Origin of the sequence: Pseudomonas argentinensis, assembly GCF_001839655.2 — a bacterium.
GTDB classification, from domain to species: Bacteria; Pseudomonadota; Gammaproteobacteria; order Pseudomonadales; family Pseudomonadaceae; genus Aquipseudomonas; species Aquipseudomonas argentinensis_B.
Genome location: NZ_CP056087.1, coordinates 4,767,562 through 4,789,831 on the forward strand (window position 1 = coordinate 4,767,562; position 22,270 = coordinate 4,789,831).

Below are 22,270 nucleotides of genomic sequence, written 5' to 3' on the forward strand. Positions count from 1 at the left end.
TGCACGCCCTGGCACGAAAACGCCCAATTACGGCGCACGTCGCCTGCTCTCTGCTTCATTCGGTGACACTTCCCCTGCAGCCAGGCTGGCAAGCGCCGCCGGCCGCTGCTCATAACCCTCTGTTACACCTGCCGAATTTCCCAGCGCCTGATGACTGGCCCGCCTCTTGCTGCATTGACTAAACGGATAATTGGATACATTTATTCAGGAAGCTCAGCATGCTTACCGCTCCGCTCTACGCCCAGCGTCAACCCGTGACCGCCGAAGAAGAGGCCTATAACTTCCTGCTCGCGGCGATCTGCGCCGGCCGTTACCGCAAGGGTGACCGGCTGGTAGCCGAGGACATCGCCGCGGAAATCGGCACCAGCCGCATGCCGGTGCGCGAAGCCTTCCGTCGCCTGGATGCCCAGGGCCTGGTCACCCTGCGCCCCAACCGCGGCGCGGTGGTCAGTGGCCTGGACATCGAGCAGATGAACGAAGTCTTCGAGATGCGCAGCGCCCTCGAGGGCCTGGCGATCCGCGTGGCGGTGGGCAAGGTCACCGAGCGCCACCTGATCCTGCTGGAGCGACTGCTCGACGACATGGACGAGTGCCGCAACGACACCGCCCAGTGGGTGGTGCGCCACCGCATCTTCCACGAATACCTGTGCAGCATCAGCGAGCGCCCGCGGCTGATGAAGCAGATCGTCGCGCTCTACTCGCTGATCGAGGCGCCGATGCGCCTGTGGCTCGAACACGGCGAGAAGCCGCTCAGCGGCCGCGAGGAACACGCGCAGATTTTGGCCGCCCTGCGCACCCGTGACGCCGACCTGGCCGAGCGGGTGCTCCGCGAACATATCGAGGGCACCCTGCCGGCCCTGACGCTATTTCTGCAAAGCGAACAATAACCAGCGGACGACCGCCGACGGTCGCCTCCCTTGCCACTTCACTGCTGCCCTTTCGATCACAGCAAACGGAGTACCACCATGCGCCTTTCATGCTCTCTCGTCGCCGCCGTATCCCTGGGGCTGGCCGCTTCCCTGGCCACGGCCGCACCCGCCGTGCCGGATCGCCTCAAGGACGTCGGCAAGCTGACCTATTGCTCGGGCATGGACTCGCCACCACTGGTGTCCTTCGACGCTGCGCAGAAGCCCACCGGCCTGGCCATCGACCTGGGCATGGAGATCGCCAAGCGCCTGGGCGACAAGCAAGTGTCGTGGCGCGTCACGCCGTTCTCCGGGCTGGTGCCGGCGCTGCTGGCCAGCCAGTGCGACCTGATCGTCGACCAGCTGTTCGACAAGCCGGAGCGCCGCGAGGTGATCGACATCGTCAACTACATGTATTCCAGCCAGTCGGTGGTGGTGCCCAAGGGCAACCCCAAGAACATCCAGGCGCTCGATGACCTCTCCGGCCACAAGATCGCCGTGCTCAACGGCTCGACCATCAAGACCCTGCTCGACGCCGAGAACCACAAGCTGACAGAGGCCGGCAAGGCGCCGATGAAGCTGGTGGCCTACAACACCGACACCGACGCCTTCCAGGCGCTGCGCATCGGTCAGGTCGACGCCTATGGCACCACCGTGGAAACCGCCGGCTACTACGCGGCCATGGCCCCCGATCTGTTCCAGGAAGGCGTGCCGGCGTTCGGGCGCATCCTCACCGGCATCGGCGTGCGCAAGGACGACCAGCAGCTGTCCGCCGCGGTGCAGCAGATCATCGACGACATGGGCGCCGACGGCAGCTACGCCGCATTGCTCGCCAAGTGGCACGTCGCCAGTGACAAGCTGGACTGAGGGCCACGTGGATGAATTTCAATTGGGACATCTTCTGGCAATACCTGCTGCAGCCCAGTGACCTGTACCTGGGCGCGCTGTGGATGACCTGCGTGATCGCCGTGCTGTCCATGGCCCTGGGCTGCGTGATCGGGCTGCTGGCGGCGCTGATGCGTCTGTCCAGCAACCCGTTCATCCAGGCACCGGCACGCTTCTACGTGTGGCTGATGCGCGGCACGCCGCTGCTGGTGCAGATCGTCTTTCTGTACACGGCGCTGGCGGCGGGCGGCATCTTCCGCTTCGAGGACCTGGACCTGGGCTGGGTGGTGATACCGGGCAACCTGCAGGCCGCGATCATCGCCCTGGGCCTCAACGAAGGCGCCTACATGGCGGAGATCATGCGTGCCGGCATCGCCGCGGTGGACAAGGGCCAATACGAGGCCGGCCGCTCCCTGGGCATGACCTTCGCCAAGCTGATGCGCCGTATCGTGCTGCCCCAGGCCTTTCGCATCATCGTGCCGCCGCTGGGCAACGAGTTCAACGTGATGCTCAAGAACACCACCCTGGTCAGCGTGATCGGTGTGCAGGAGCTGCTGCTCAGCACCCAGATGATCACCTCGGCGACCTTCCGGGTATTCGAGCTGTACCTGGTGGTGGCCATCTACTTCCTGCTGCTGACCACCCTCTGGGGCTTCTTCCAGAGCTGGCTGGAGCGCCGCTTCGGACAGTCCGACCGGCGCCCCGCCACGGCGTCCAGACGGCTGTTCGGCAGCTACACGGCAAAACTGTTGAGGGGGCGTTGAGATGCAGAACGGCAATCAGGATCTGGTCATCGAAGCGCTGAATATCGAGAAGTCCTTCGGCGACCTGCAGATCCTCAAGGGCGTATCGCTGCAGGTCAAACGTGGCGAGGTGGTGGTGCTGATCGGCGCCTCGGGCTCGGGCAAGACCACCTTTATCCGTTGCATCAACCTGCTCGAGGAGATCCAGGGTGGGCGCATTCGCGTCAACGGCCGGCCCATGGGTTACTGTGAGCGCCCGGATGGCTCGCTGGTACGCGACAGCGAGCGCAATATCGCGCGCCAGCGCCGCGACATCGGCATGGTGTTCCAGCGCTTCAACCTGTTCCCGCACATGACCGCCCTGCAGAACATCATCGAGGCGCCGATCCAGGTGCTCGGCGTCGGCAAGGCGCAGGCTCTGGAACACGCCCGCCAGCTGCTCAAGCAGGTGGGCCTGGCCGACAAGGCCGACCAATACCCGTCGATGCTCTCCGGTGGCCAGCAGCAGCGCGTGGCCATCGCCCGTGCCCTGGCGATGAAGCCCCAGGCGATGCTGTTCGACGAGCCGACCAGCGCCCTGGACCCGGAAACCGTCGGCGAAGTGCTGCAGGTGATGAAACAATTGGCCGAACAGGGCATGACCATGGTGGTGGTCACCCACGAAATGGGCTTCGCCCGGGAAGTGGCCGACCGCGTGGTGGTGCTCGATCAGGGCGAGCTGATCGAACAAGGCCCGCCCGAACAGATTTTCAGCGCGCCCAGCCACCCGCGTACGCGGGCGTTCCTGAGCCGCGTCCTGCCGGAGGTATCCGCATGCTGAGCTTTTCCGCACATCGTTATCCCTATGCCTCGCAGCGCCAGAGCGTGTTCGCCCGGCGCGGCATGGTGGCCGCCTCGCAACCCCTGGCCGCCGAAGCCGGGATCGACGTCATGCGTCGCGGCGGCAATGCCATCGACGCGGCCATCGCCACCGCCGCCGCCCTTACAGTGGTTGAGCCGACCGGCTGCGGCATCGGCGGTGATGCCTTCGCCCTGGTCTGGGTCAAGGGCCAGCTGCACGGCCTGGACGCCAGCGGCCACGCTCCCGCCGCCCTGAACATCGATGCGGTGAAGGCCGCCGGCCACATGCAGATGCCCACCTACGGCTGGACACCGGTCACCGTGCCGGGCTGCCCCTCGGCCTGGGCGGAACTGTCGCGACGCTTCGGTCGCCTGCCGTTCGGCGACCTTCTGAAACCGGCGATCAGCCTGGCCGCCGATGGCTTTCCGCTGTCGCCGGTGGTCGCCCACCAGTGGCAGGTGGCCCTGGATGAGTTCTCCGCACACCGCGAGCCGGCCCTGCAGGCCTGGTTCGACACCTTCCTGATCGATGGCCGCGCGCCCAAAGCCGGCGAGCTGTTCCGCAATCTGGCCCAGGCCCGCACCCTGCAGGCGCTGGCCGACAGCGCGTGCGAGAGTTTCTACCGCGGCGAGATCGCCGAGCGTATCGACCAGGCCTCGCGCGCCGCTGGCGGCTACCTGCGCAAGACAGACCTGCACGCCTACAAACCGCGCTGGGTCGAGCCGATCAGCATCAACTACCGCGGTTATGACGTATGGGAAATCCCGCCCAGCGGCCAGGGCCTGGTCGCCCTGATGACCCTGCAGATTCTCCAGGGCTTCGAGTTCGATCATCGTGACAGCCTGCAGACCTGGCACCGCCAGATAGAAGCGCTCAAGCTGGCCTACGCCGACGGCCTGCATCACATCACCGACCCCGAGCACATGCGTGTCGCCGTGGCCGACCTGCTCAGCCCCGGCTACACCGAGCGGCGCCGCAAGCTGATTGGCGAACATGCCCGGCAACCCGAGGCCGGCGACCCGCACGCCAGCGGCACCGTGTACCTGGCCGCCGCCGATGGCGAAGGCAACATGGTGTCGTTCATCCAGAGCAACTACCACGGCTTCGGCTCCGGCGTGGTGGTACCCGACAGCGGCATCGCCCTGCAGAACCGTGGCCAGGAATTCAGCCTGGAAGCCAACCACGCCAACACCCTGGTCGCCGGCAAGAAGACCTTCCACACCATCATCCCCGGCTTCCTGACCAAGGACGGCGAGGCGGTCGCGCCGTTCGGCGTGATGGGCGGCTACATGCAGCCCCAGGGCCACGTGCAGATGGTGATGAACCTGGTCGACTTCGGCCTCAACCCCCAGGCCGCCCTCGACGCCCCGCGCTGGCAGTGGCTGGGCGACAGGAAGGTCGGCATCGAACAGGGCGCCTCGCGGGACCTGGCCGCGGCCCTGGCGCGCCTGGGTCACGAGGTCAGCGTGGCCTGCGACTCCACCGACTACGGCCGCGGGCAGATCATCGTGCGTGACCCGCACAGCGGTGTGCTGTGTGGCGGCACCGAGCCACGCGCCGACTCCCATATCGCCGTGTGGTGACGCCAAAGCCGGGCCGCCGCAATGGCGGCCCGTTTTTTGAATCTGTTCACGAGCTGTCGGCTCGAACTTAGCGCTTTGACTGCAAAGTGGCGCAAGCGGCCGCAAGCTGCAAGCCCCAAGCTACAAGTTAAAAGCAGTCCGCAGACGTAGGGTGGACAACGCTCTTTTTGTCCACCATTGCAATCGCAGAGCGGTGGACGGATAAAGCGTCGTCCACCCTACGAAGGGCAGCTTTTGCCTTGCAGCCGCCTCTTTCATGTCGCCCAAGAGGATCGTGAACGGCCTCTCAAGGTCTGAATGAAACGACTCGGAGCGCAGGTACTTTTCGTACCGAGCCTAGTGGGCACTCTGCCCGCGATAACCCTTGAACAACCTGAATACCACCAGCGCCAGCACGCCGATCACCACCGCCGAGGTGCTGAGCAGCACCGAGTGGGTGCTGGAAAATGCCGCCTTGGCTGCCTCGATCAGGGCACTGGCCTGTTCGGCCGGCAACTCCGTAGCCACCAGGTAACTGTCGCCAATCGAACGTATCGCACGCTCCGCCAGCGGCGCCGCCAACTCGCCCGGCAAGGCGATGGTGTGGCCGTACACGCTGGACATGAACACCCCGAAGAAGGTGATCCCCAGCCCGGTGCCCAGCTCGTAGGCAGTGGCCTCCAGGGCGCCTGCCGCGCCACCCTTGCTGGCTTCCACCGCGCCCATGATGGCGATCGACGAGGCCGTCAGGCCGATGCTCAGCGCCAGCCCCAGCACCGCGAGCACGGCCGGCACACTCAGCCCCGGGTCATGCAGGTCGGCGAAGGCCACGAAACCCAGGGCGCCGGCGGAAACCAGCAGCGACAGGCTGGCCACCCAGCGCAGGCCGAAGCGGTTGGACAGGTAGCCGGCCAGGGGCCCGCCGACCGCTGCGGCCGCCATGATCGGAATCATGAAGATGCCGGCCTGCAACGGCGACTTGTCGAGTACATACTGCAGCTCCATCGCCAGGGTCAGCTCCACCCCGGCCAGGGCGCCGATGGCGACCACCGCCATGATCAAGCCGGCCAGCAATACCGGGCGGCCGAACAGCGACAGATCGAGCATCGGCTCGGTCGAGCGCAACTGCTGGCGGGCGAACAGGGTCAGCAACGCCAGGCCCACGAGCAGCACCAACAGGGCGACCGGCAGCGACTGGGTGGCGCCGACGCCGGCCTTGATGGCGTAGACCACGCTGATGATGCCGGCGATCAGAATCAGCGCCTGGCCGATGGCCCACTTGCCCGGCGTGGTCTCCTCGACGCGCGGCAGCAGCAGGAACGCGACCGGAATCACCACCGCCATCACCGGCACGTTGATCAGGAACACCGAGCCCCACCAGAAATGCTCGAGCAGTGCGCCACCGATCAGCGGACCGACTGCCGCTCCGGCCGCGCCGACGGTGCCCCACAGGCCGAGGGCCATGGCCCGCTCGCGCTCGTCCTCGAAGGTGCGGCGGATGATGCCCAGCACGCACGGCATGATCATCGCGCCGCCTAGGGCCAACAGTACCCGGGCGCCGATCAGCAATTCTGGCGTAGGTGCAAACGCCGCCAGCGTCGAAGCCACGCCGAACACACTGAGGCCGGTGAGCAGAATGCGCCGGTTGCCCACCCGGTCGGCCAGGGTGCCCATGGGCACCAGCAAGCCGGCCATCAGCAGCGGATAAATATCGATGATCCAGAGGATTTCGGTGCTCGTGGCGCCGAGTGCCTGGGTCAGCGACGGCACTGCGATATGCAGGATGGTCATGTCGATGACGATGGGCGTGAAGGCCAGCATCACCGCAACGAGGATCAACCAGCGTTTGGGTACGGCACGCAACATGACTAGGGCTCTCGATGCTCGGGGTTGGGCGCGCTGCTGCTCGCGGCGGTGATGATAGTGCGTTCACGCAGGCCGCCACCAAGCGCCTTGTAAAGTGCCACGCTGTTGACGACCGCTTCGCGGCGCAGTTCCAGCAAGGTTTGCTGCGCGGCGTACAGCCCGCGCTGAGCATCCAGCAGCTCCAGGCGACCATCGACCCCGGCCCCATAGCGCAGCCCGGACAGCGCCACGCGGCGCTGGGCACTGGCCACCACGCGGGTTTGCGCCTCGATCTGCTGGTCCAGGGTGGCCGTACCGGCCAGGGCATCGGCCACTTCGCGGAAGGCGACCTGGATGGCGCGCTCGTATTGAACCACCGCTTCGGACTTGCGCACCTTGGCCAGGCGCAGTTCGGCACGCAGTCGCCCGGCCTGGAACAACGGCTGCGAGATCTGCGGTGCGAAGCGCCACACCTGGCGGCTCGGGTCGAACAGGCTGCCCAGGGAGGTGCTGGCATAGCCGAACGAGGCGGTCAGCGACACTTGCGGGAAGAACGCCGCCCGCGCCGCGCCGATATCGGCATTGGCGACATTGAGCACCTGTTCGGCCTGGCGAATGTCCGGGCGCACCAGCAGCATCTCCGACTGCAGGTCGGCCGGAAGACGTGCCACCAATGGTTGCAGCGCGAGCACCCGCGGCGCCGGCAGGTCAGCCGGTAGCTCTTCACCGACCAGCAACTGCAGCGCGTTGCCTGCCTGGGCGAAGGCCCGTTGGCGGGCCTGCAGGTCGGCCTCGGCGCTGGCCACCTGGCCCTCGGCCTGGGCGACATCCAGGCCGCCGTTCTGCTTGGCGCCCTGCAGCAGGCGCGCTAGCTTCAGGGACTGCTGCCAGTCCTCCAGGGTGCGCCAGGCCAGCTGGCGTTGTTCGTCGGCCAGCTGGCGGGCGAAGTAGGCGTCGGCCACCGCACCGATCAGGCTGATCTGCGCCGCATCGCGGCCCTGCTCGCTGGCCAGGTAACGGGCCAACGCCGCATCGGACAGCGAACGCACACGCCCGAACAGGTCCAGCTCGAATGCGCTGGTGCCGACGTTCACCGCGACCTGGTTATTCACCTCGCGGCGCGACTCACCGCTATTACCCTGGGCCAGCGCCCGCTCGCGGCTGTGGCTGGCATCCAGCGACACCGACGGCAGGCGTGTGGACTGCTGGATATTGAACATCGCGCGCGCGGCCTCGACGTTCAACGCCGCCAGGCGCAGGTCGCGGTTGTGCGCCAGGGCCAGCTCGATCAGGCGCTGCAACTGCGGGTCGGCGAACATCGTGCGCCAGCCCATTTCGCTGGCAGGCACTGCATCGCCATGGCCCAGGGCGGCATTGCCTGACGCTGGAAAGCTGGCCGGCACCGGCGGCGCCGGGCGCTCCAGTATGGGTGCCATGGAACAGGCCGACAGGAGGCCGACCAGAGCGATTACCAGGAAACAACGCATGATCATTTCTCCTCACCGAGCGGCAGCAAGCCAGGGCTGCGCCGTGCGCGCCAAACCTGGAAGCGTTCCTGCAGCCCCATCACGAACACGAAGAACGACGGCACGAAGAACACCGCCAACAGGGTGCCGCTGAGCATGCCGCCGAACACCCCGGTGCCGATGGCGTGCTGGGTTTCGGCGCTGGCGCCGGAGGCGAGCATCAACGGCACCACGCCCAGGGTGAAGGCCAGCGAGGTCATCAGGATCGGCCGCAGGCGCAGGCGCGCGGCGGTCACCGCGGCGTCCACCAGCGAGCGCCCCTCGGCATGCAGCTGGCGGGCGAACTCGACGATCAGGATGGCGTTCTTCGCCGACAGGCCGATGATGGTGATCATCCCCACCTTGAAGAACACATCGTTGGGCAAGCCGCGCAGCATCACCGCGGCCACGGCACCGAGCAGGCCGAGAGGCACCACCAGCATCACCGACAGCGGGATCGACCAACTCTCGTACAGCGCCGCCAGCACCAGGAACACCACCAGCGCCGAGAGCGCCATGAGCATCGGCGCCTGGGCAGCCGACTGGCGCTCCTGCAGTGATTGCCCGGTCCAGGCGACCGCGTAGCCCTGGGGCAACTCGGTGACCAGGCGCTCCATCTCGGCCATCGCCACACCGCTGGAAACGCCAGGCGCCGCGCCACCAGAAATCCGCACCGCCGGGAAGCCCTGGAAGCGCATCATCTGCTGCGGCGACTCGCTCCACACCGGGGTCACCACTTCGCCCAGCGGCACCATGCCGCCGCTGGCATTGCGCACCCGCAGATTGAGCACGTCGTCGAGCTGCATCCGCGCCGGCGCGTCGGCCTGCAGAATCACCTGCTGCATGCGCCCGGCGTTGGGGAAGTCGTTGACGTACAGCGAGCCCATGGCCGCCGACAGCGTGCTGCTCACCGCCGTGAACGACAGGCCCATGGCCTCGGCCTTGGGCCGGTTGATGTTGAGGCGAATGCTCTCGCCCGGCGGCAGGCCGTCGGGGTACACGTCGCTGACGATCTTGCTCTGCCCGGCCAGCTCCAGCAGCTGTGCCTGGGCCTCCAGCAGTTCGGCTTCGCCACGGTTGCCGCGGTCCTGCAGGAACAGGGTAAAGCCCGACGAGGTACCCAGCTCGTCGATGGCCGGCGGCATCAGGCTCATCACCGTGCCCTCGACGTTGTCGGCCATGGCCGCCTGGGCCAGCGCCGCTTCCTCGGCGGCGGTAGCGCCATTACGCTGATCCCAGTCCTTGAGCATGGTGAAGGCCATCGCCGCGTTGGGGCCGGAACCCGAGAAGCTGAAGCCCTGCACCACCAGGTTGGCGTCCAGCGCCGGGCGCGAGGCCACGTGTTCCTCGAAGCGCTTGACCACATCCAGGGTGCGCTCGCTGGTGGCACCGGTCGGCAACTGGATGGAGGTCATGAAATAGCCCTGATCTTCCTCCGGCAGGAACGATGACGGCAGCTGCTGCCCGGCGATGGCCAGCACGCCGCAGAGCAGCACGAACACCACCATCATCCGCCCGCTGCGCCCGACCAGCCGGGTGATCCGGCCGGTGTAGCGCTCGGTCAAGCGCTCGAAGCCGCGGTTGAAGGCGCCGAAGAAACCGCGTTTTTCGTGGTGATCGCCGCTTACCGGGCGCAGCAATGTGGCGCACAGCGCTGGCGTCAAGGTCAGGGCCAGGAAGGCCGAGAACAGGATCGACACCGCCATCGACAGGGTGAACTGCTGGTAGATCACCCCCACCGAACCGCTGGCGAAGGCCATGGGAATGAACACCGCGGTAAGCACCAGGGTGATGCCGATCACCGCGCCGGTGATCTCCTTCATCGCCTGCAGGGTCGCCTCGCGCGGCGACAGGCCACGGGTGGCCATCAGCCGCTCGACGTTCTCGACCACCACGATGGCGTCGTCGACGATGATGCCGATGGCCAGCACCATGCCGAACATGGTCAGCGAGTTGATCGAGAAGCCGGCCAGCAGCATCACCGCAAAGGTGCCGAGCAGCGCGATGGGCGCGACGATGGCCGGGATCAGCGTGTAGCGCATGTTCTGCAGGAACAGGAACATCACCAGGAACACCAGCACCATGGCCTCGAGCAGGGTGTAGATCACCTTCTCGATGGACACCTTCACGAACGGCGCGGTATCGAACGGCACCGAATAATTCATGCCCGCGGGCATGCTCGCCGCCAGCTCGGCGAGCCGGTCGCGCACCGCCTGGGCCGTGCGCACGGCGTTGGCGCCTGGCGACAGCTGGATCGCCGCGCTGGTCGCCGACACGCCGTTCTCGCGGTTGGAAAACCCATAGGACTGTGCGCCCAGCTCGACCCGCGCCACATCGCCTATGGTCACCCGCGCGCCATCGGCGCTGGCACGCAGCACCACGGCGGCGAACTGTTCAGGGGTTTCCAGCTGGCCTTCGACGGTCAGGGGCACGGTCAGCCGTTGCCCCGGCAATGCCGGCTCGTCACCGACCCGACCGGGGGCAATCTGCGCGTTCTGTCCCTCGATGGCCTGGGCCAGGTCGCCCATGGTCAGGCCAAAAGCGGTCAGCTTGTTGGGGTCGACCCAGATGCGCAGCGCCTGCTCTGCGCCGAACAGTTGCACGCGGCCGACGCCCTCGATGCGGCGCAGCTCCGGGACGATATTGCGCGCCAGGTAGTCGCCCAGCAGCACCTCGTCGAACTGGCCGTCCGGGGAGGTCATGCCGATCATCAGCAGAAAGCCCGAGGCGGCGGATTCCACCTGCAGGCCGCTCTGGCGCACCACTTGCGGCAGGCGCGGCTCGACCGCCTTGATGCGGTTCTGCACATCCACCTGGGCCAGCTCGGGATCGGTGCCCGGCTTGAAGGTGGCGGTAATCTGCGCGGTGCCCGAGGTGTCCACCGAGGACTCGAAGTACAACAGGTTCTTGACCCCGGACAGCTCGCGCTCGACCAGGCTGACCACGGAGTCGTTGAGGGTCTTCGGCGTAGCACCCGGGTAGCTGGCGTACAGCGTCACCGAGGGCGGCGCCACCGACGGGTAGCGGGCGATCGGCAATTGCGGAATGGCGATGAAGCCGAACAGCACGATGAACAGGGCAATGACCCAGGCGAACACCGGGCGGTTGATGAAGAACTGCGGCATTGGGCTTGCTCCTGATCAGCGCACGGACGAGCTGGCCAGCTCGCCAGCGGTGGCGGATTTCCATGGGCGTGCGTTGACCGCAACGCCCTCTTCCAGGCGCTCTAGGCCTTCGATCACCACCTGTTGGCCAGCGCTGAGGCCGCCAACGATGCGGTAGTGACGATCCACCAGCTCACCGAGCTTGACCGGCACGCGATGCACCTGCTCGCCTTCGCCGAGCACCCACACGCTGGCCTGGCCGCCACGGCGCAGCACCGCCTGTTGCGGCAGGCTCAAGGCATCGGCGTAGTGAGCCCGTGGCACCCGCGCCAACACGTACATGCCCGGCAGCAGCTGGTGGTTGGGGTTGTCGACCTGCACGCGCAGCAGCAGGTTGCCGGTGCCGGCGTCGACGCTGATCCCGGAGAACAGGATCTTGCCGCTCAGCCCATAGGCCTTGCCGCTGCTGTCGAGCACCTGTACCAGCACGCCATCGGCGCCAGGGGCCAGCCTGCTGCCCAGGGTATGGCGCCAGCGCTCCAGGCGGGTGGCCGACTCACGCACGTCGACATACACCTGATCGATCTGCTGGATGGTGGCCATGGGCGTCGTGTCGGTGGTCGCCACCAGGGCGCCTTCGGAGACCTGGGCCTGGTCGACACGACCGGAAATCGGGGCGCTGACGGTGGCGAACTTCAGATCCAGGCGCTTGCGCGCCAGCACCGCCTCGGCCTGGGCCACGTCGGCGGCCGCCTGCTCGCGCTGCGAGGCGGCGTCGTCATACACCTGCTGGCTGATCGCTTCGGCAATCACCAGCGGCTGCAGGCGCTCGGCCTGGATGCGCGCACGGGCCAGCACGGCCTGGGCGCGCTTGAGGGCGGCCGCCGCGGTTTGCACCTCGGCCTTGAACGGTGCGGCGTCGATCTCGAACAGTGCGGCGCCAGCCTGGATGTCGGCGCCCTGCTCGAACAGCCGGCGCTGCACGATACCGTTGACCTGGGGGCGAATCTCGGCGCTTCTGAAGGCGGCGACGCGCCCGGGCAGATTCTCGCTGACCTCCAGGGTCTGCGCCGTCAGCGTCATTACGGACACCTGCACGGTCGCTGGTTGCGCCTCTTGCTCTGCCGAATCGCAACCACCCAATATCAGGGCGCACAGGCCAAGCCCGATGACGTACCGCCCTTTTCGACTTCCCATAACCTCACCAACCTCGCAGATGATTCGTTGCCCTGCGCACGTGGCGCAGCATCAGGAAGCGAGTGTCGGTGCAAACAATCGGGATTGATTCGAGCTTTTGTGGAGATAATGTGGAGGCCAGCCGAAAAGGTGAAATTGATGACGTTGCCGCCCACCGCCACACCCCGCCAGGACGCCCTGATCCTGATCGCCGAGGACGAGCGCGAGATCGCCGAGATCCTCGTCGCCTACCTGCAACGTGGTGGCCTGCGCACGGTGCACGCCCGCGACGGCCAGGAGGCCCTGGCCCAGCACCAGACGCTCAAGCCCGACCTGGTGCTGCTCGACGTGCAGATGCCACGCCTGGACGGCTGGCAGGTGCTCGCCGAAATCCGTCACCGTGGCGACACTCCGGTGATCATGCTCACTGCCCTGGATCAGGACATCGACAAGCTGATGGGCCTGCGCATCGGCGCCGACGACTACGTGGTCAAACCCTTCAACCCGGCCGAGGTGGTGGCCCGGGTCAGCGCCGTGTTGCGCCGCGCCAGGACCGGCGGTGCGGCCGGCAGCCGCCTGCTGCGCGTCGGCCCGTTCCAGGTCGACCTGGACAACCACGAGGCCACGGTCAGCTGCGACGACAGGCAACACGCCCTCGATCTGACCCTGACCGAATTCAAGATCCTGGTCACCCTGATGCGTACGCCCAAACGCGTATTCAGCCGCGCCGAGCTGCTGGTCGGCTGCCTGCCCGAAGGCGACACCCAGGAGCGCACCGTGGACAGCCATATCAGCAAGCTGCGCCGCAAACTCGAGCAACTCGGCATCCAGGGCACACCGGCGAGCGTACGTGGCGTCGGCTATCGCTTCGGGAGCGGCACATGAGTGGCGCGGTGAGCCTGCGCCGGCAGATTCTGCTGTCGCTGAGCATCATGGCGGCGGGCGTGATCCTGCTGTCGATCGTCGGCAGCTACGCGTTCTACGCCGTGGCCTCGACCCTCGCGCCCGGCAGCATTTCGGAAACCTGGGTGCCGTCCGGCATCGAGCTGCTGTGGATGGTCGGCACCCTCCTGGCGGCGCTGGGCATCGCCGGCTACGTGGGCGTGCGCCTGTCACGACGCATTCTCACCCCACTCAACTCGGTGGCCCACAGCCTGCGGGAGATCGCCCAGGGCAACCTGCAGGCCCGCGCCGCGCCGGATGACCGGGCGCTGGGGGAAACCGGCCAGCTGGTGCGCGACTTCAACACCATGGCCGAGCGCCTGCAGAGCGTGACCCGCGAACAGCAATTCTGGAACGCCGCGGTGGCCCACGAGCTGCGCACCCCGGTGACCATTCTGCGCGGTCGCCTGCAAGGCCTGGCCGAAGGCGTGTTCCCACCCAGCACCGAGACCTTCGAGGGGTTGCTGCGCCAGGTCGAGGGGCTTGGCCGGCTGATCGAAGACCTGCGCGTGCTGAGCCTCGACGACAGCGACCACCTGCAGCTGGATCTGGCCCGCACCTGCCCCGCCGAGGATATCGCCGCCACCGTGCAGGCCTTCGCCGGTCCCCTGCAGGCCCGCGGCTTCGCGGTGCAGCTGCGGCTGGATGAGCAGACCCGAGTGGTCTGCGACGCCTTTCGCCTGCGCCAGGCGCTGAGCGCCCTGCTGGAAAATGCCCTGGCCCATGCCGACCCCGGCGTTCTGCGCGTCGAGGCCGGCGTGGTGGCTGACGGCTACCAACTGAGCGTCACGGACAACGGCCCGGGCCTCGACGCCGAACTGGCCGCCCAGGTGTTCGAGGCGTTTCGCCGCGGCGAGCCCTCGCGTTCGCGCCACAGTGGCGGCAGCGGCCTGGGCCTGGCGGTGGTCAGGGCCATCGCCCTGGCCCATGGCGGGCAGGCGCGCTGCGAACGGGCGGGAAACGGTACGCGGTTTATCGTGCAACTGCCATTAACCAACTAAGCCTGTACGAAAAGTCTCCGAGCGAAGGTCAGGCGAGGCAAAAATCGGTGAGAACGCGGAGTTTACGAGCTGTAAATGAGCAGTCCGAACCGGTTTTTAACGAAGCATCACCGAGCGCAGGTGCTTTTCGTAGAGGCTTAGCGCCAGAAGTCGTCGAGATTGCTAAAGCCCCACTCGGCCGGGTCCTCGCGGCTCACGATGCGGTCATTGATGCCCGGCCGGGAAAGGTCCAACTCCTGCTGCACGATGGCCGCCCTGCTCTTCGCCGAGAAGAACACACGCACCACCGGGGTGGTCAGCTTGCCCGGCAGCAGGTCGACCACCACGCCAAGCCGCCCGGACTCCAGGCGCACCAGCGAGCCCAGCGGGTAGATGCCCACCGTGCGCACCAGGGCATGGAACACCCGGGTGTCGAAATGGCCCGTCCACTGCGCCATGCGCGCCAGGGACTCGGCCGGGTTCCAGGCGTGCTTGTAAGGGCGGTTGGAGGTGATGGCGTCATACACGTCGCACACCGCGCCCATCCGCGCCAGCAGGCTGATGTTCTCGCCGGCGAGCCCGTACGGGTAGCCGCTGCCGTCGTACTTCTCGTGGTGATGCAGGCAGACGTCCAGCGTCGACTCGGGCAGCGAGCCAGCGGCCAGCAGCATGGCGTGGCCGCGTTCCGGGTGGCTGCGCATGATGGCGAACTCGCCATCGGTGAGGCTGCCGGGCTTGTTCAGCACCTCCAGGGGCATGGCCATCTTGCCGACGTCGTGGAGCAGCCCGGCCAGCCCCGCTTCTTGCGCACGCTCTTCATCCAGGCCCAGTTGCCGGGCCAGCGACAGCATCAGCGCGCACACCGCCACCGAATGCAGGTAGGTGTATTCATCCTTGTGCTTGAGCCGCGCCAGGCCGAGCAGCGCCGAGCTGTTGCGCGCCAGGGACTCGCTGATATCGGCGACCAGCGGCAGGCAGCCCTCGACATTGATGGCGTTGCCCAGCCGCGCCTCCTGGAACAGCTCGGTGACCGCCTTCTTCGAGCGCTTGATCAGCCTGGCGGCGCGTTGCAGTTCATCGCGCACGCTGCAGCTCGGCACTGCGGCCACCACCGGCGGCGTCTCGGCGGCGACGGCGGGTGCAGGCGGCGCCGCCGCGCTGGGCGGGCCGGGGAGATCCAGCCCCTTGCTGGTATCGATCCACACCCCACTGACACCGCTCTGGCGCACCCGTGCCAGGTCCTCGGCGTCATCGATGACGAAGCGGCTCTTCCAGAACGGGTGCGACAGCCAGTTGCCATCGAAGCCCTGGATGAACATGCCGATGCGAACGGCGTGGGTAGGGATTTTCTTCAGCATTGACGCCTCGACACGACGCAGCGAACAGATTGATGTCTGCTCACTAATCTAGTTCATCCGTACGCGCCTCATGGTGGCGTGGCGACAAATTCCGGGTTAGTTTGGCCGCCCCGTTATCCATGACGATGTGCTGCCATGCTGCCACGCAAGCTTCACCGCCTGACCATTCTCGGCCTGGTGTTCTTCATTCTCGGTCTGATCGGCGTGCTGTACGCCCTGTACCAGATCTACACCGGCCCGCGCCCGACCGACCCGGACCTGACCCGCAGTCTGGTGATCGCCGCGGGCATGCAGTTGACCGGCTACGTGCTGCTCAACCGCAACCGCTGGAAGATGATGACGGGTAAGAACCGCAAATAAGTGCCGCGCCGGATTGCCCGGCGCGGCAGAACTCTAAGAACCTGTCCACGATCTTTTTAGGCGACATTGAAGAGACTGCTACGAGGCAGAAGCGGACATTGAGCTTCAAGCCGCAAGCCTCAAGCTGCAAGCTGCAAGCTGCAAGCTGCAAGCTGCAAGAAGAAGCTAGAGCACTGCGGACTGCTTCTAACTTGTAGCTTGGGGCTTGCAGCTTGCGGCTGCTTGCGCCACTTGGCTGCCAAAATCGACGAGCCTGGGCTGAAAGATTGAACAGGGCCTTGGCGCAATGTCGTCAGCGGAACGGCGGTTCGTCGAAACTGCGCAGTTTGCGCGAGTGCAGCGAATTGAGCTGGCCACGCAGCAGATCCAGGGCAGCGATGCCGATATGCAGGTGCTGGGTCACCGCCCGCTCGTAGAACGCCCCCGCCGCCCCCGGCAGCTTGATCTCGCTGTGCAGCGGCTTGTCCGACACGCACAGCAAGGTGCCGTAGGGCACGCGCAGGCGATAGCCCTGCGCGGCGATGGTGCCGCTTTCCATGTCCACCGCCACGGCCCGCGACAGGTTGATCAGCGGCCGCTCCTGGGCCCAGCGCAGCTCCCAGTTGCGATCGTCGTAGGTCAGTACGGTGCCGGTGCGCAGGCGACGCTTGAGGTCGTCACCACGCTCGCCGGTCACTTGCGCGGCGGCATCCTGCAGCGCCTGCTGCACCTCGGCCAGGGCCGGCAGCGGAATGTGCGGCGGCAGCACGCGGTCGAGAATGCCGTCGCGGCGCATGTAGGCGTGGGCCAGCACGTAGTCGCCGATGGTCTGCGACTGACGCAGGCCGCCGCAGTGGCCGATCATCAGCCAGCAATGCGGGCGCAGCACGGCCAGGTGGTCGGTGATGTTCTTGGCGTTGGACGGGCCGACCCCGATGTTGACCAGGGTGATGCCGTCGCCATCGGCGGCCTGCAGGTGGTAGGCCGGCATCTGGTAGCGGTGCCAGACCACGGTCTCGATGATCGCCTGCATCTCGCCTTCGGGCATGCCGCGGGAGATCACCACATTGCCCGGCAACACCATGCGCTCGAAACGCGACTCGGCGTTGAGCATGTCCAGGCCGTGGCGAATGAACTGGTCGACGTAACGGTGGTAGTTGGTCAGCAGGATCCACGGCTGCACATGGCGCCAGTCGCTGCCGGTGTAATGCACCAGGCGGCGCAGGGAAAAGTCCACCCGGGCGGCGTCGAACAGCGCCAGGGGCAGCGGGTCGGTGTTCTCCCAGTCATACAGGCCGTCGGCGGTGCCATCGGTGGCGGCCGACAGGTCGGTGCTCGGGAACACCCGCGCCAGCTCGGCAGCGGTCACCCCGGAGCCGGCCAGTTCGTCGCCCTGCTCCACCACGTAGGGATAGGGAATGTACTGCTGGCTGACGCCGACTTCGACGGTCAGGGTAAAGTCGGCCATCAGCGGCTGCAGCTGTTCGAGCAGGTATTTGCGAAACGCCGCCGGGTGGGTGATGGTCACGCGGTAGGTGCCGGGCACCTGAACCTTGGCATAGGCACGCACGGTGGTCGGCACTTCGCCCTGGCAGTCGTAGGTCAGGCGCAGTTCGGGGTAGCGGAACAGCTCCTGTTCCTCGGCACTGGGCCGCACGCGGTCCTTCAGGTAGCGCTTGAGCGCCTGGCTCAGGCCCTCGGTGGCGCGCTGGTGCAGCGCGGCCAGGCGGTCAACGGCTTCTTCGGCAGTGTTGACGACGATAAAAGCGCCGTCTGTAGAAAGGGACATGCACGGTTCCTTATCGTGAATTTCACGGATCATAGCTGACACTTATTACCGTCGGGGTGCAAGGGGCTCGCTCATGACGGCCAGGCCTCGGCGATGCGCTCCAACGCCTGCTTGAGTTCGGCACGGCTGCGTGCGGCGGCCAGGCTGATGCGAATCGCCCTGGCCTGGGCCGGGCCGACGGCGAATACCTCGGCCGGCACCACGTCCACACCCGCGGCCCGGCAGGCCATCACCAGGGCGGTGCTGTCCGGTGGCTGCAGCCACAGGTGCGGCGCCACCTCGCGCCCCGGCGGCATGCGCGGGCCCAGCACGCGGCTCGCCAGGCGCCAGCGCTGCTGCAATTCATCACGCTGCCAGGCCAGCTTGCGTGCCGCGGTGCCATCCTCGATCCACTCGCAGGCCAGTGCCAGGCACAGCGGCGATACCGCCCAGCTGGTGGCATGCCCCTGGGGATCGATGCGTTCGAGCAGCGCCTGGGGCCCCTGCATGAAGCCCAGACGCAGGCCCGGCGCCACGGTTTTCGACAGGCTGCTGACCAGCAGGCTGCGCGCCGGCACCGTGGCGGCCAATGGCGCCTGGCTGCCGAGGGCGCCGTAAACGTCATCCTCGATCAGCCACAGCCCGTGACGCTCCACCAGCTCGGCGATGCGCTGGCGGCGCTCGCCATCCATGCTGCTGCCGGTGGGGTTCTGCAGGCAGGGGGTGAGCACCAGCACCCGGGCGCCGGTGGCGCGTACCTGGCGGTCAAGATCCTGGGGGAGGATGCCGCGCTCATCCATGGCCACGCCGTGCAGGGGCAGGCGCAACTGCCGTGCGGCGGCCTTGATGCCCGGCGCGGTGAAGGCTTCGGCAAGCACCGCATCGCCGGCTTCGCAGAGTGCCAGCAGCGCCGCCGAAACGCCCTGCTGGGCACCGGCACAGAGCGCCACCTGGGACGGCGGCGTATGCACACCGCGCTGCTGCAACCACTGGCTGACCGCCGCCCGGCCGCGCTGCTCGAGCTCCGCCGGCGCATAGGCCTGCAGGGCATCGACGCGCCCCTCGGCGATCAGGCGCTGCAGGGTGCGCGACAGGTCATCGCTGCCGCCATCGTGCACCGGCACGTTGGTGGACAGGTCGATGCCATCGGCCGGCAGCCGCGGCTGCTTGAGGTGGAACAGGCTGGCTTCGTGGCTATCGGCCAACACGTAGGTGCCGCGGCCCACCTCGCCGGACACCAGGTGCCGCCGCGCCGCCTCGCGGTACGCCTGCATCACCGTGCTCGGGTTGATGCCCAGGGTCCAGGCCAGTCGCCGTTGCGGCGGCAGCCGTTCACCGGGCTTGAGTTCGCCCCGGCCGATGGCGACGGCAATCGCTTCGACCAGCGCCAGGTAGGTGGGCAGCGTACCGCCCCGATGGTCAGGTAACCACATTGCTTGCCATGCAATATAAAGATTTACCCATACAATGCCCGAGCCGTAGCATCGGGTCAAAGCCCACCCGGAGCACCAGCCGATGTTCGACCTCGCCGCCCTGCGCCAAGCCGTTACCCTGATTCGCCCGAACGTTCCGGCGACACCACAGTTCGCCTGGCCGCTACTGGCCGAACGCCTCGGCTGCGAGGTGTGGGTCAAGCACGAGAACCACACGCCGACCGGCGCCTTCAAGGTGCGCGGTGGGCTGGTCTACGTGGACGAGCTGCTGCGCCGCGAACCGGCCGTCAGCGGGCTGATCTCGGCCACCCGCGGCAACCACGGGCAGAGCATGGCACTGGCCGCTCGCCAGGCCGGGCTGCCCATGGTTATCGTGGTGCCCCAGGGCAACGCCCGGGAAAAGAACGCGGCCATGGCGGCGCTGGGCGCCGAGGTGATCGAGCATGGCCGCGACTTCGACGCCGCCCGCGCCCGGGCTGCCGAGTTGGCCGCCCAGCGCGGCCTGCACTTCGTGCCGTCGCTGCACCCGGACCTGATCCGCGGCGTGGCCACCTATGCCCTGGAGCTGTTCGAAGGCGCACCGCCGCTCAAGCGCGTCTACGTGCCCATCGGCCTGGGTTCGGGCATCTGCGGGGTGATTCGCACCCGCGATCTGCTGGGCCTGGATACCGAGGTGATCGGCGTGGTCAGCGCCGCCGCCGATGGCTATGCGCGGAGCTTCGCCGCCGGGCGGGTCATCTGCACCGACAGCGCCGACACCATTGCCGATGGCATGGCCTGCCGCATGCCGCAGCCCGAGGCGCTGGAGATCATCCGCGCAGGCGCCACGAGGATCGTGCGGGTCGACGACGAGGAAATCCGCCAGGCCATGCGCATCTACCACGAAGATACCCACAACCTGGCCGAGGGCGCCGGTGCGGCAGCTCTGGCGGCATTGATTCAGGAGCGCGAGATCAATCGCGGCGAGCGCGCCGCGGTGGTGCTCAGCGGTGCCAACGTCGACCGTGCGGCGCTGGCGGCGATCCTCGCCTGACCATGCCCTATACGCTGATCGACAGCGTCGCGCCGGCTGAAATGGACAGCGCCAGGCCGCCACCGGCCATCTCGGCAGCGGCCTTGTCGACCTCGACCAGCTGCTTGCTGATGCCCTCGACGAGCTTCTCGCTCTCCTCGTCGGGGTTGCCGCCGATCTGCGAGCGGATCATGGCGAGCAGCTGTTTGAGCTGGGCGGCCACCTTCTTCAACTCCTCGGCATCGGCACGGCGCTGGCGCTCGTTGCGGGCCTGACCGGCAGTTTGCGTCCGTTCATCAGCGCCTTGCCCGCTGGCCGCAGGCTCGTCACCCTGTTCGGCCTCATCACCGGCAGCCAGCTCGCCGGACCCGGCATCCACCTCGGCTGTGTCAGCCTCGATCTCGACAGCTGGTGCAACCTCGCTGACCGCATCGACCGTGGCCGTCTCCTGGGCGGCCGCTCCTGCGCTGTTGCTACCGCCGACCTGAGCCGTTCCAAGCGACGTGCTGCCGCCACCGGATGGCTCCTTGAGCACCGCGGCCACCTGTCCCAGTTCCTGGCCCAGTTGCTTGAGCTGGCGCAGCGCCCCTTTCGCCCCTGCCGGGCCAAGCGCCAGGACCAGCTGCTTGAGCATCTCGATGCGTCTCTTGATGTCCTCCAGACGCTGGCGAGCGGCATCCTTGCGCGACTCTTCTTGCCTGGCCTGCATCTCGCGCAGCTTGCCAAAGGCATCACCCATGCTTTTCGCGCGCTTGCGGGCGTATTCGCTGAGGGTGACGGTTACCGACGGCTGCTGTTCGGGTTCGGCGCTCGTCTTCGCCGAAGCGGCACCAGCGTCGTCTGCCCTGCGTGGGGCGGCCGCTTTGGGCGATGCTGCAGCGCTGATGCCGGAGGAGGTGATGGTCGACATGCGACGTCCTGTGCCAGGCCAGTGTGCTCAGGGTATCGGCGTGGGCGCTGCGAACTTGATACAGCACCGGCTCCAGGCTGATGGGAGCCGGGTCTCGGAAAGCACGAAGCCCCGGCACGGGCCGGGGCTTCGAGTGATACGTCTGGCGTTCACGCCAGCGGCGAGTCAGTACTTGCTGCGAAAATCGCGCAGTTCATCCTCGGCCTGTTCCTTGGTCCAGCCATAACGCTCCTGCAGCTTACCCGCCAGGTATTCGCTATGGCCTTCGGCGACATCCACGTCGTCGTTGGTCAGCTTTCCCCAGCGCGCCTTGATGTCGCCGCCGAGCTGCCTCCACTCACCTTTGATGATGTCGGAATTCATGTGGCTTTCTCCAAGGAAGTAGGCAGGCTGCAAGAGCCTGCCCTGGCACATGATCAGTCGGCAGCTTTCAGGCCGTCAGCGGAAACCGCCTGAACGCCTTTGATTTCTTTGGCTTTGGCAACAGCCAGGTCACGCTCGGCTTCGGTTTTCACGACGCCGGACAGGGCAACCACACCTTTGTTGGTCTCGACCTTGATGTCCAGGGCACTGAGGCCGTCGTCAGCCAGGAAGGCGGATTTGACCTTGCTGGTGATCCAGGTGTCGGAAACGGCTTCTTCAGCCTTGTCCATGGTGTTGGCGGCCAGCATGGTCGGCTGGGTGCTGTTGAAGGTATCGGCGAAAGCGGTACCCGCCACGGACAAGCTCAGGGCGGTCGCAGTGATAGCGGCAAAAGCGAACTTATTGATTGGCTGTTTCATGGGCAACACTCCTGTTTCATTCAAGTTCGCCACATCCAACTTCAGGACTGTGGCTTCCCCTTGAATATCGCAAGCGCTGTGCCAGCTTTTTTTAATATAAAAAAACATTGAAAATCAAATAGTTAAGTAAACACTGAAGGTCATCATTCCGTGCAAACTGCAAGTTCAAGCGTAACGGCT

Annotated in this window: 19 protein-coding genes; 9 read left to right on the forward strand and 10 right to left on the reverse strand. The window is 66.7% G+C overall.

Annotated elements, in window-relative coordinates; genetic code table 11:
• Positions 1–218: 218 nt before the first annotated feature.
• From SA190iCDA_RS21595 to SA190iCDA_RS21615, 5 genes are all read left to right on the forward strand, one after another.
• Positions 219–887 (forward strand): GntR family transcriptional regulator, encoded by a 669-nt coding sequence (locus tag SA190iCDA_RS21595; protein ID WP_070887255.1) that lies wholly within the window; start codon positions 219–221, stop codon positions 885–887.
• A gap of 78 nt (positions 888–965) precedes the next feature.
• Complete coding sequence (locus SA190iCDA_RS21600; protein WP_070887254.1) at positions 966–1,772, forward strand: ABC transporter substrate-binding protein; 807 nt, start codon at positions 966–968, stop codon at positions 1,770–1,772.
• An 11-nt stretch (positions 1,773–1,783) separates the two neighbouring features.
• Complete coding sequence (locus SA190iCDA_RS21605; protein ID WP_070887253.1) at positions 1,784–2,554, forward strand: amino acid ABC transporter permease; 771 nt, start codon at positions 1,784–1,786, stop codon at positions 2,552–2,554.
• Position 2,555: 1 nt separating this feature from the next.
• Positions 2,556–3,353, forward strand: a complete 798-nt coding sequence (locus tag SA190iCDA_RS21610) for an amino acid ABC transporter ATP-binding protein (RefSeq protein WP_070887252.1) — start codon at positions 2,556–2,558, stop codon at positions 3,351–3,353.
• Positions 3,347–4,957, forward strand: coding sequence for a gamma-glutamyltransferase family protein (locus SA190iCDA_RS21615; protein ID WP_070887251.1), 1,611 nt, complete (start codon positions 3,347–3,349; stop codon positions 4,955–4,957). The genes SA190iCDA_RS21610 and SA190iCDA_RS21615 overlap by 7 nt, the downstream gene beginning before the upstream one ends.
• Positions 4,958–5,293: 336 nt before the next feature.
• On the opposite strand, the gene SA190iCDA_RS21620 is transcribed toward SA190iCDA_RS21615, so the two are convergent.
• From SA190iCDA_RS21620 to SA190iCDA_RS21635, 4 genes are read right to left on the reverse strand one after another with little or no spacing between them, the layout of a single operon-like run.
• Positions 5,294–6,802 (reverse strand): MFS transporter, encoded by a 1,509-nt coding sequence (locus SA190iCDA_RS21620; protein ID WP_070887250.1) that lies wholly within the window; start codon positions 6,800–6,802, stop codon positions 5,294–5,296.
• Positions 6,803–6,804: 2 nt separating this feature from the next.
• Complete coding sequence (locus SA190iCDA_RS21625; protein ID WP_070887249.1) at positions 6,805–8,268, reverse strand: efflux transporter outer membrane subunit; 1,464 nt, start codon at positions 8,266–8,268, stop codon at positions 6,805–6,807.
• Positions 8,269–8,270: 2 nt separating this feature from the next.
• Complete coding sequence (locus SA190iCDA_RS21630; protein WP_070887248.1) at positions 8,271–11,411, reverse strand: efflux RND transporter permease subunit; 3,141 nt, start codon at positions 11,409–11,411, stop codon at positions 8,271–8,273.
• Positions 11,412–11,426: 15 nt separating this feature from the next.
• The gene (locus SA190iCDA_RS21635) at positions 11,427–12,473 is read right to left on the reverse strand and encodes an efflux RND transporter periplasmic adaptor subunit (protein WP_236100950.1); all 1,047 of its coding nucleotides are present in this window, start codon (positions 12,471–12,473) and stop codon (positions 11,427–11,429) included.
• Between the two features lie 252 nt (positions 12,474–12,725).
• Here SA190iCDA_RS21635 and SA190iCDA_RS21640 point away from each other — a divergent pair, with 252 nt between their 5' ends.
• Positions 12,726–13,451, forward strand: coding sequence for a response regulator (locus SA190iCDA_RS21640; protein ID WP_070887246.1), 726 nt, complete (start codon positions 12,726–12,728; stop codon positions 13,449–13,451).
• Entirely contained in the window at positions 13,448–14,509 is a 1,062-nt protein-coding gene (locus SA190iCDA_RS21645) for an ATP-binding protein (protein WP_070887245.1), read from the forward strand. The genes SA190iCDA_RS21640 and SA190iCDA_RS21645 overlap by 4 nt, the downstream gene beginning before the upstream one ends.
• 137 nt (positions 14,510–14,646) lie before the next feature.
• Here the strand turns inward: SA190iCDA_RS21645 and SA190iCDA_RS21650 are convergent, their stop codons facing one another.
• Positions 14,647–15,846 (reverse strand): HD-GYP domain-containing protein, encoded by a 1,200-nt coding sequence (locus SA190iCDA_RS21650; protein WP_083329874.1) that lies wholly within the window; start codon positions 15,844–15,846, stop codon positions 14,647–14,649.
• A gap of 135 nt (positions 15,847–15,981) precedes the next feature.
• Here SA190iCDA_RS21650 and SA190iCDA_RS21655 point away from each other — a divergent pair, with 135 nt between their 5' ends.
• Entirely contained in the window at positions 15,982–16,206 is a 225-nt protein-coding gene (locus SA190iCDA_RS21655; RefSeq protein WP_070887244.1) for a hypothetical protein, read from the forward strand.
• Positions 16,207–16,498: 292 nt separating this feature from the next.
• Here SA190iCDA_RS21655 and amn read toward each other — a convergent pair whose 3' ends face one another.
• Complete coding sequence (gene amn / locus SA190iCDA_RS21660; protein ID WP_170833976.1) at positions 16,499–18,007, reverse strand: AMP nucleosidase; 1,509 nt, start codon at positions 18,005–18,007, stop codon at positions 16,499–16,501.
• Between the two features lie 38 nt (positions 18,008–18,045).
• Positions 18,046–19,386, reverse strand: coding sequence for a PLP-dependent aminotransferase family protein (locus SA190iCDA_RS21665; RefSeq protein ID WP_070887242.1), 1,341 nt, complete (start codon positions 19,384–19,386; stop codon positions 18,046–18,048).
• An 82-nt stretch (positions 19,387–19,468) separates the two neighbouring features.
• On the opposite strand from SA190iCDA_RS21665, the gene SA190iCDA_RS21670 reads away from it, so the two are divergent.
• A complete protein-coding gene (locus SA190iCDA_RS21670) occupies positions 19,469–20,419 on the forward strand; it encodes a threonine dehydratase (protein WP_070887241.1) in 951 nt (316 codons plus the stop codon).
• Between the two features lie 7 nt (positions 20,420–20,426).
• Here the strand turns inward: SA190iCDA_RS21670 and SA190iCDA_RS21675 are convergent, their stop codons facing one another.
• The 3 genes from SA190iCDA_RS21675 to SA190iCDA_RS21685 form a co-directional block, all read right to left on the reverse strand.
• The gene (locus SA190iCDA_RS21675) at positions 20,427–21,308 is read right to left on the reverse strand and encodes a hypothetical protein (protein WP_070887240.1); all 882 of its coding nucleotides are present in this window, start codon (positions 21,306–21,308) and stop codon (positions 20,427–20,429) included.
• 165 nt (positions 21,309–21,473) lie between these two features.
• Positions 21,474–21,671: a CsbD family protein gene (locus SA190iCDA_RS21680; RefSeq protein ID WP_070887239.1), complete on the reverse strand. Its 198-nt coding sequence runs from the start codon at positions 21,669–21,671 to the stop codon at positions 21,474–21,476.
• Positions 21,672–21,724: 53 nt separating this feature from the next.
• A complete protein-coding gene (locus SA190iCDA_RS21685) occupies positions 21,725–22,090 on the reverse strand; it encodes a BON domain-containing protein (RefSeq protein WP_070887238.1) in 366 nt (121 codons plus the stop codon).
• Positions 22,091–22,270: the final 180 nt, after the last annotated feature.

Coding starts and splice junctions, on each gene's coding strand:
- SA190iCDA_RS21595 (WP_070887255.1), top strand. CDS start 219: ATGCTTACCGCTCCGCTCTACGCCCAGCGTCAACCCGTGACCGCCGAA.
- SA190iCDA_RS21600 (WP_070887254.1), top strand. CDS start 966: ATGCGCCTTTCATGCTCTCTCGTCGCCGCCGTATCCCTGGGGCTGGCC.
- SA190iCDA_RS21605 (WP_070887253.1), top strand. CDS start 1,784: ATGAATTTCAATTGGGACATCTTCTGGCAATACCTGCTGCAGCCCAGT.
- SA190iCDA_RS21610 (WP_070887252.1), top strand. CDS start 2,556: ATGCAGAACGGCAATCAGGATCTGGTCATCGAAGCGCTGAATATCGAG.
- SA190iCDA_RS21615 (WP_070887251.1), top strand. CDS start 3,347: ATGCTGAGCTTTTCCGCACATCGTTATCCCTATGCCTCGCAGCGCCAG.
- SA190iCDA_RS21620 (WP_070887250.1), bottom strand. CDS start 6,802: ATGTTGCGTGCCGTACCCAAACGCTGGTTGATCCTCGTTGCGGTGATG.
- SA190iCDA_RS21625 (WP_070887249.1), bottom strand. CDS start 8,268: ATGCGTTGTTTCCTGGTAATCGCTCTGGTCGGCCTCCTGTCGGCCTGT.
- SA190iCDA_RS21630 (WP_070887248.1), bottom strand. CDS start 11,411: ATGCCGCAGTTCTTCATCAACCGCCCGGTGTTCGCCTGGGTCATTGCC.
- SA190iCDA_RS21635 (WP_236100950.1), bottom strand. CDS start 12,473: ATGACGCTGACGGCGCAGACCCTGGAGGTCAGCGAGAATCTGCCCGGG.
- SA190iCDA_RS21640 (WP_070887246.1), top strand. CDS start 12,726: ATGACGTTGCCGCCCACCGCCACACCCCGCCAGGACGCCCTGATCCTG.
- SA190iCDA_RS21645 (WP_070887245.1), top strand. CDS start 13,448: ATGAGTGGCGCGGTGAGCCTGCGCCGGCAGATTCTGCTGTCGCTGAGC.
- SA190iCDA_RS21650 (WP_083329874.1), bottom strand. CDS start 15,846: ATGCTGAAGAAAATCCCTACCCACGCCGTTCGCATCGGCATGTTCATC.
- SA190iCDA_RS21655 (WP_070887244.1), top strand. CDS start 15,982: ATGCTGCCACGCAAGCTTCACCGCCTGACCATTCTCGGCCTGGTGTTC.
- amn (WP_170833976.1), bottom strand. CDS start 18,007: ATGATCCGTGAAATTCACGATAAGGAACCGTGCATGTCCCTTTCTACA.
- SA190iCDA_RS21665 (WP_070887242.1), bottom strand. CDS start 19,386: ATGTGGTTACCTGACCATCGGGGCGGTACGCTGCCCACCTACCTGGCG.
- SA190iCDA_RS21670 (WP_070887241.1), top strand. CDS start 19,469: ATGTTCGACCTCGCCGCCCTGCGCCAAGCCGTTACCCTGATTCGCCCG.
- SA190iCDA_RS21675 (WP_070887240.1), bottom strand. CDS start 21,308: ATGTCGACCATCACCTCCTCCGGCATCAGCGCTGCAGCATCGCCCAAA.
- SA190iCDA_RS21680 (WP_070887239.1), bottom strand. CDS start 21,671: ATGAATTCCGACATCATCAAAGGTGAGTGGAGGCAGCTCGGCGGCGAC.
- SA190iCDA_RS21685 (WP_070887238.1), bottom strand. CDS start 22,090: ATGAAACAGCCAATCAATAAGTTCGCTTTTGCCGCTATCACTGCGACC.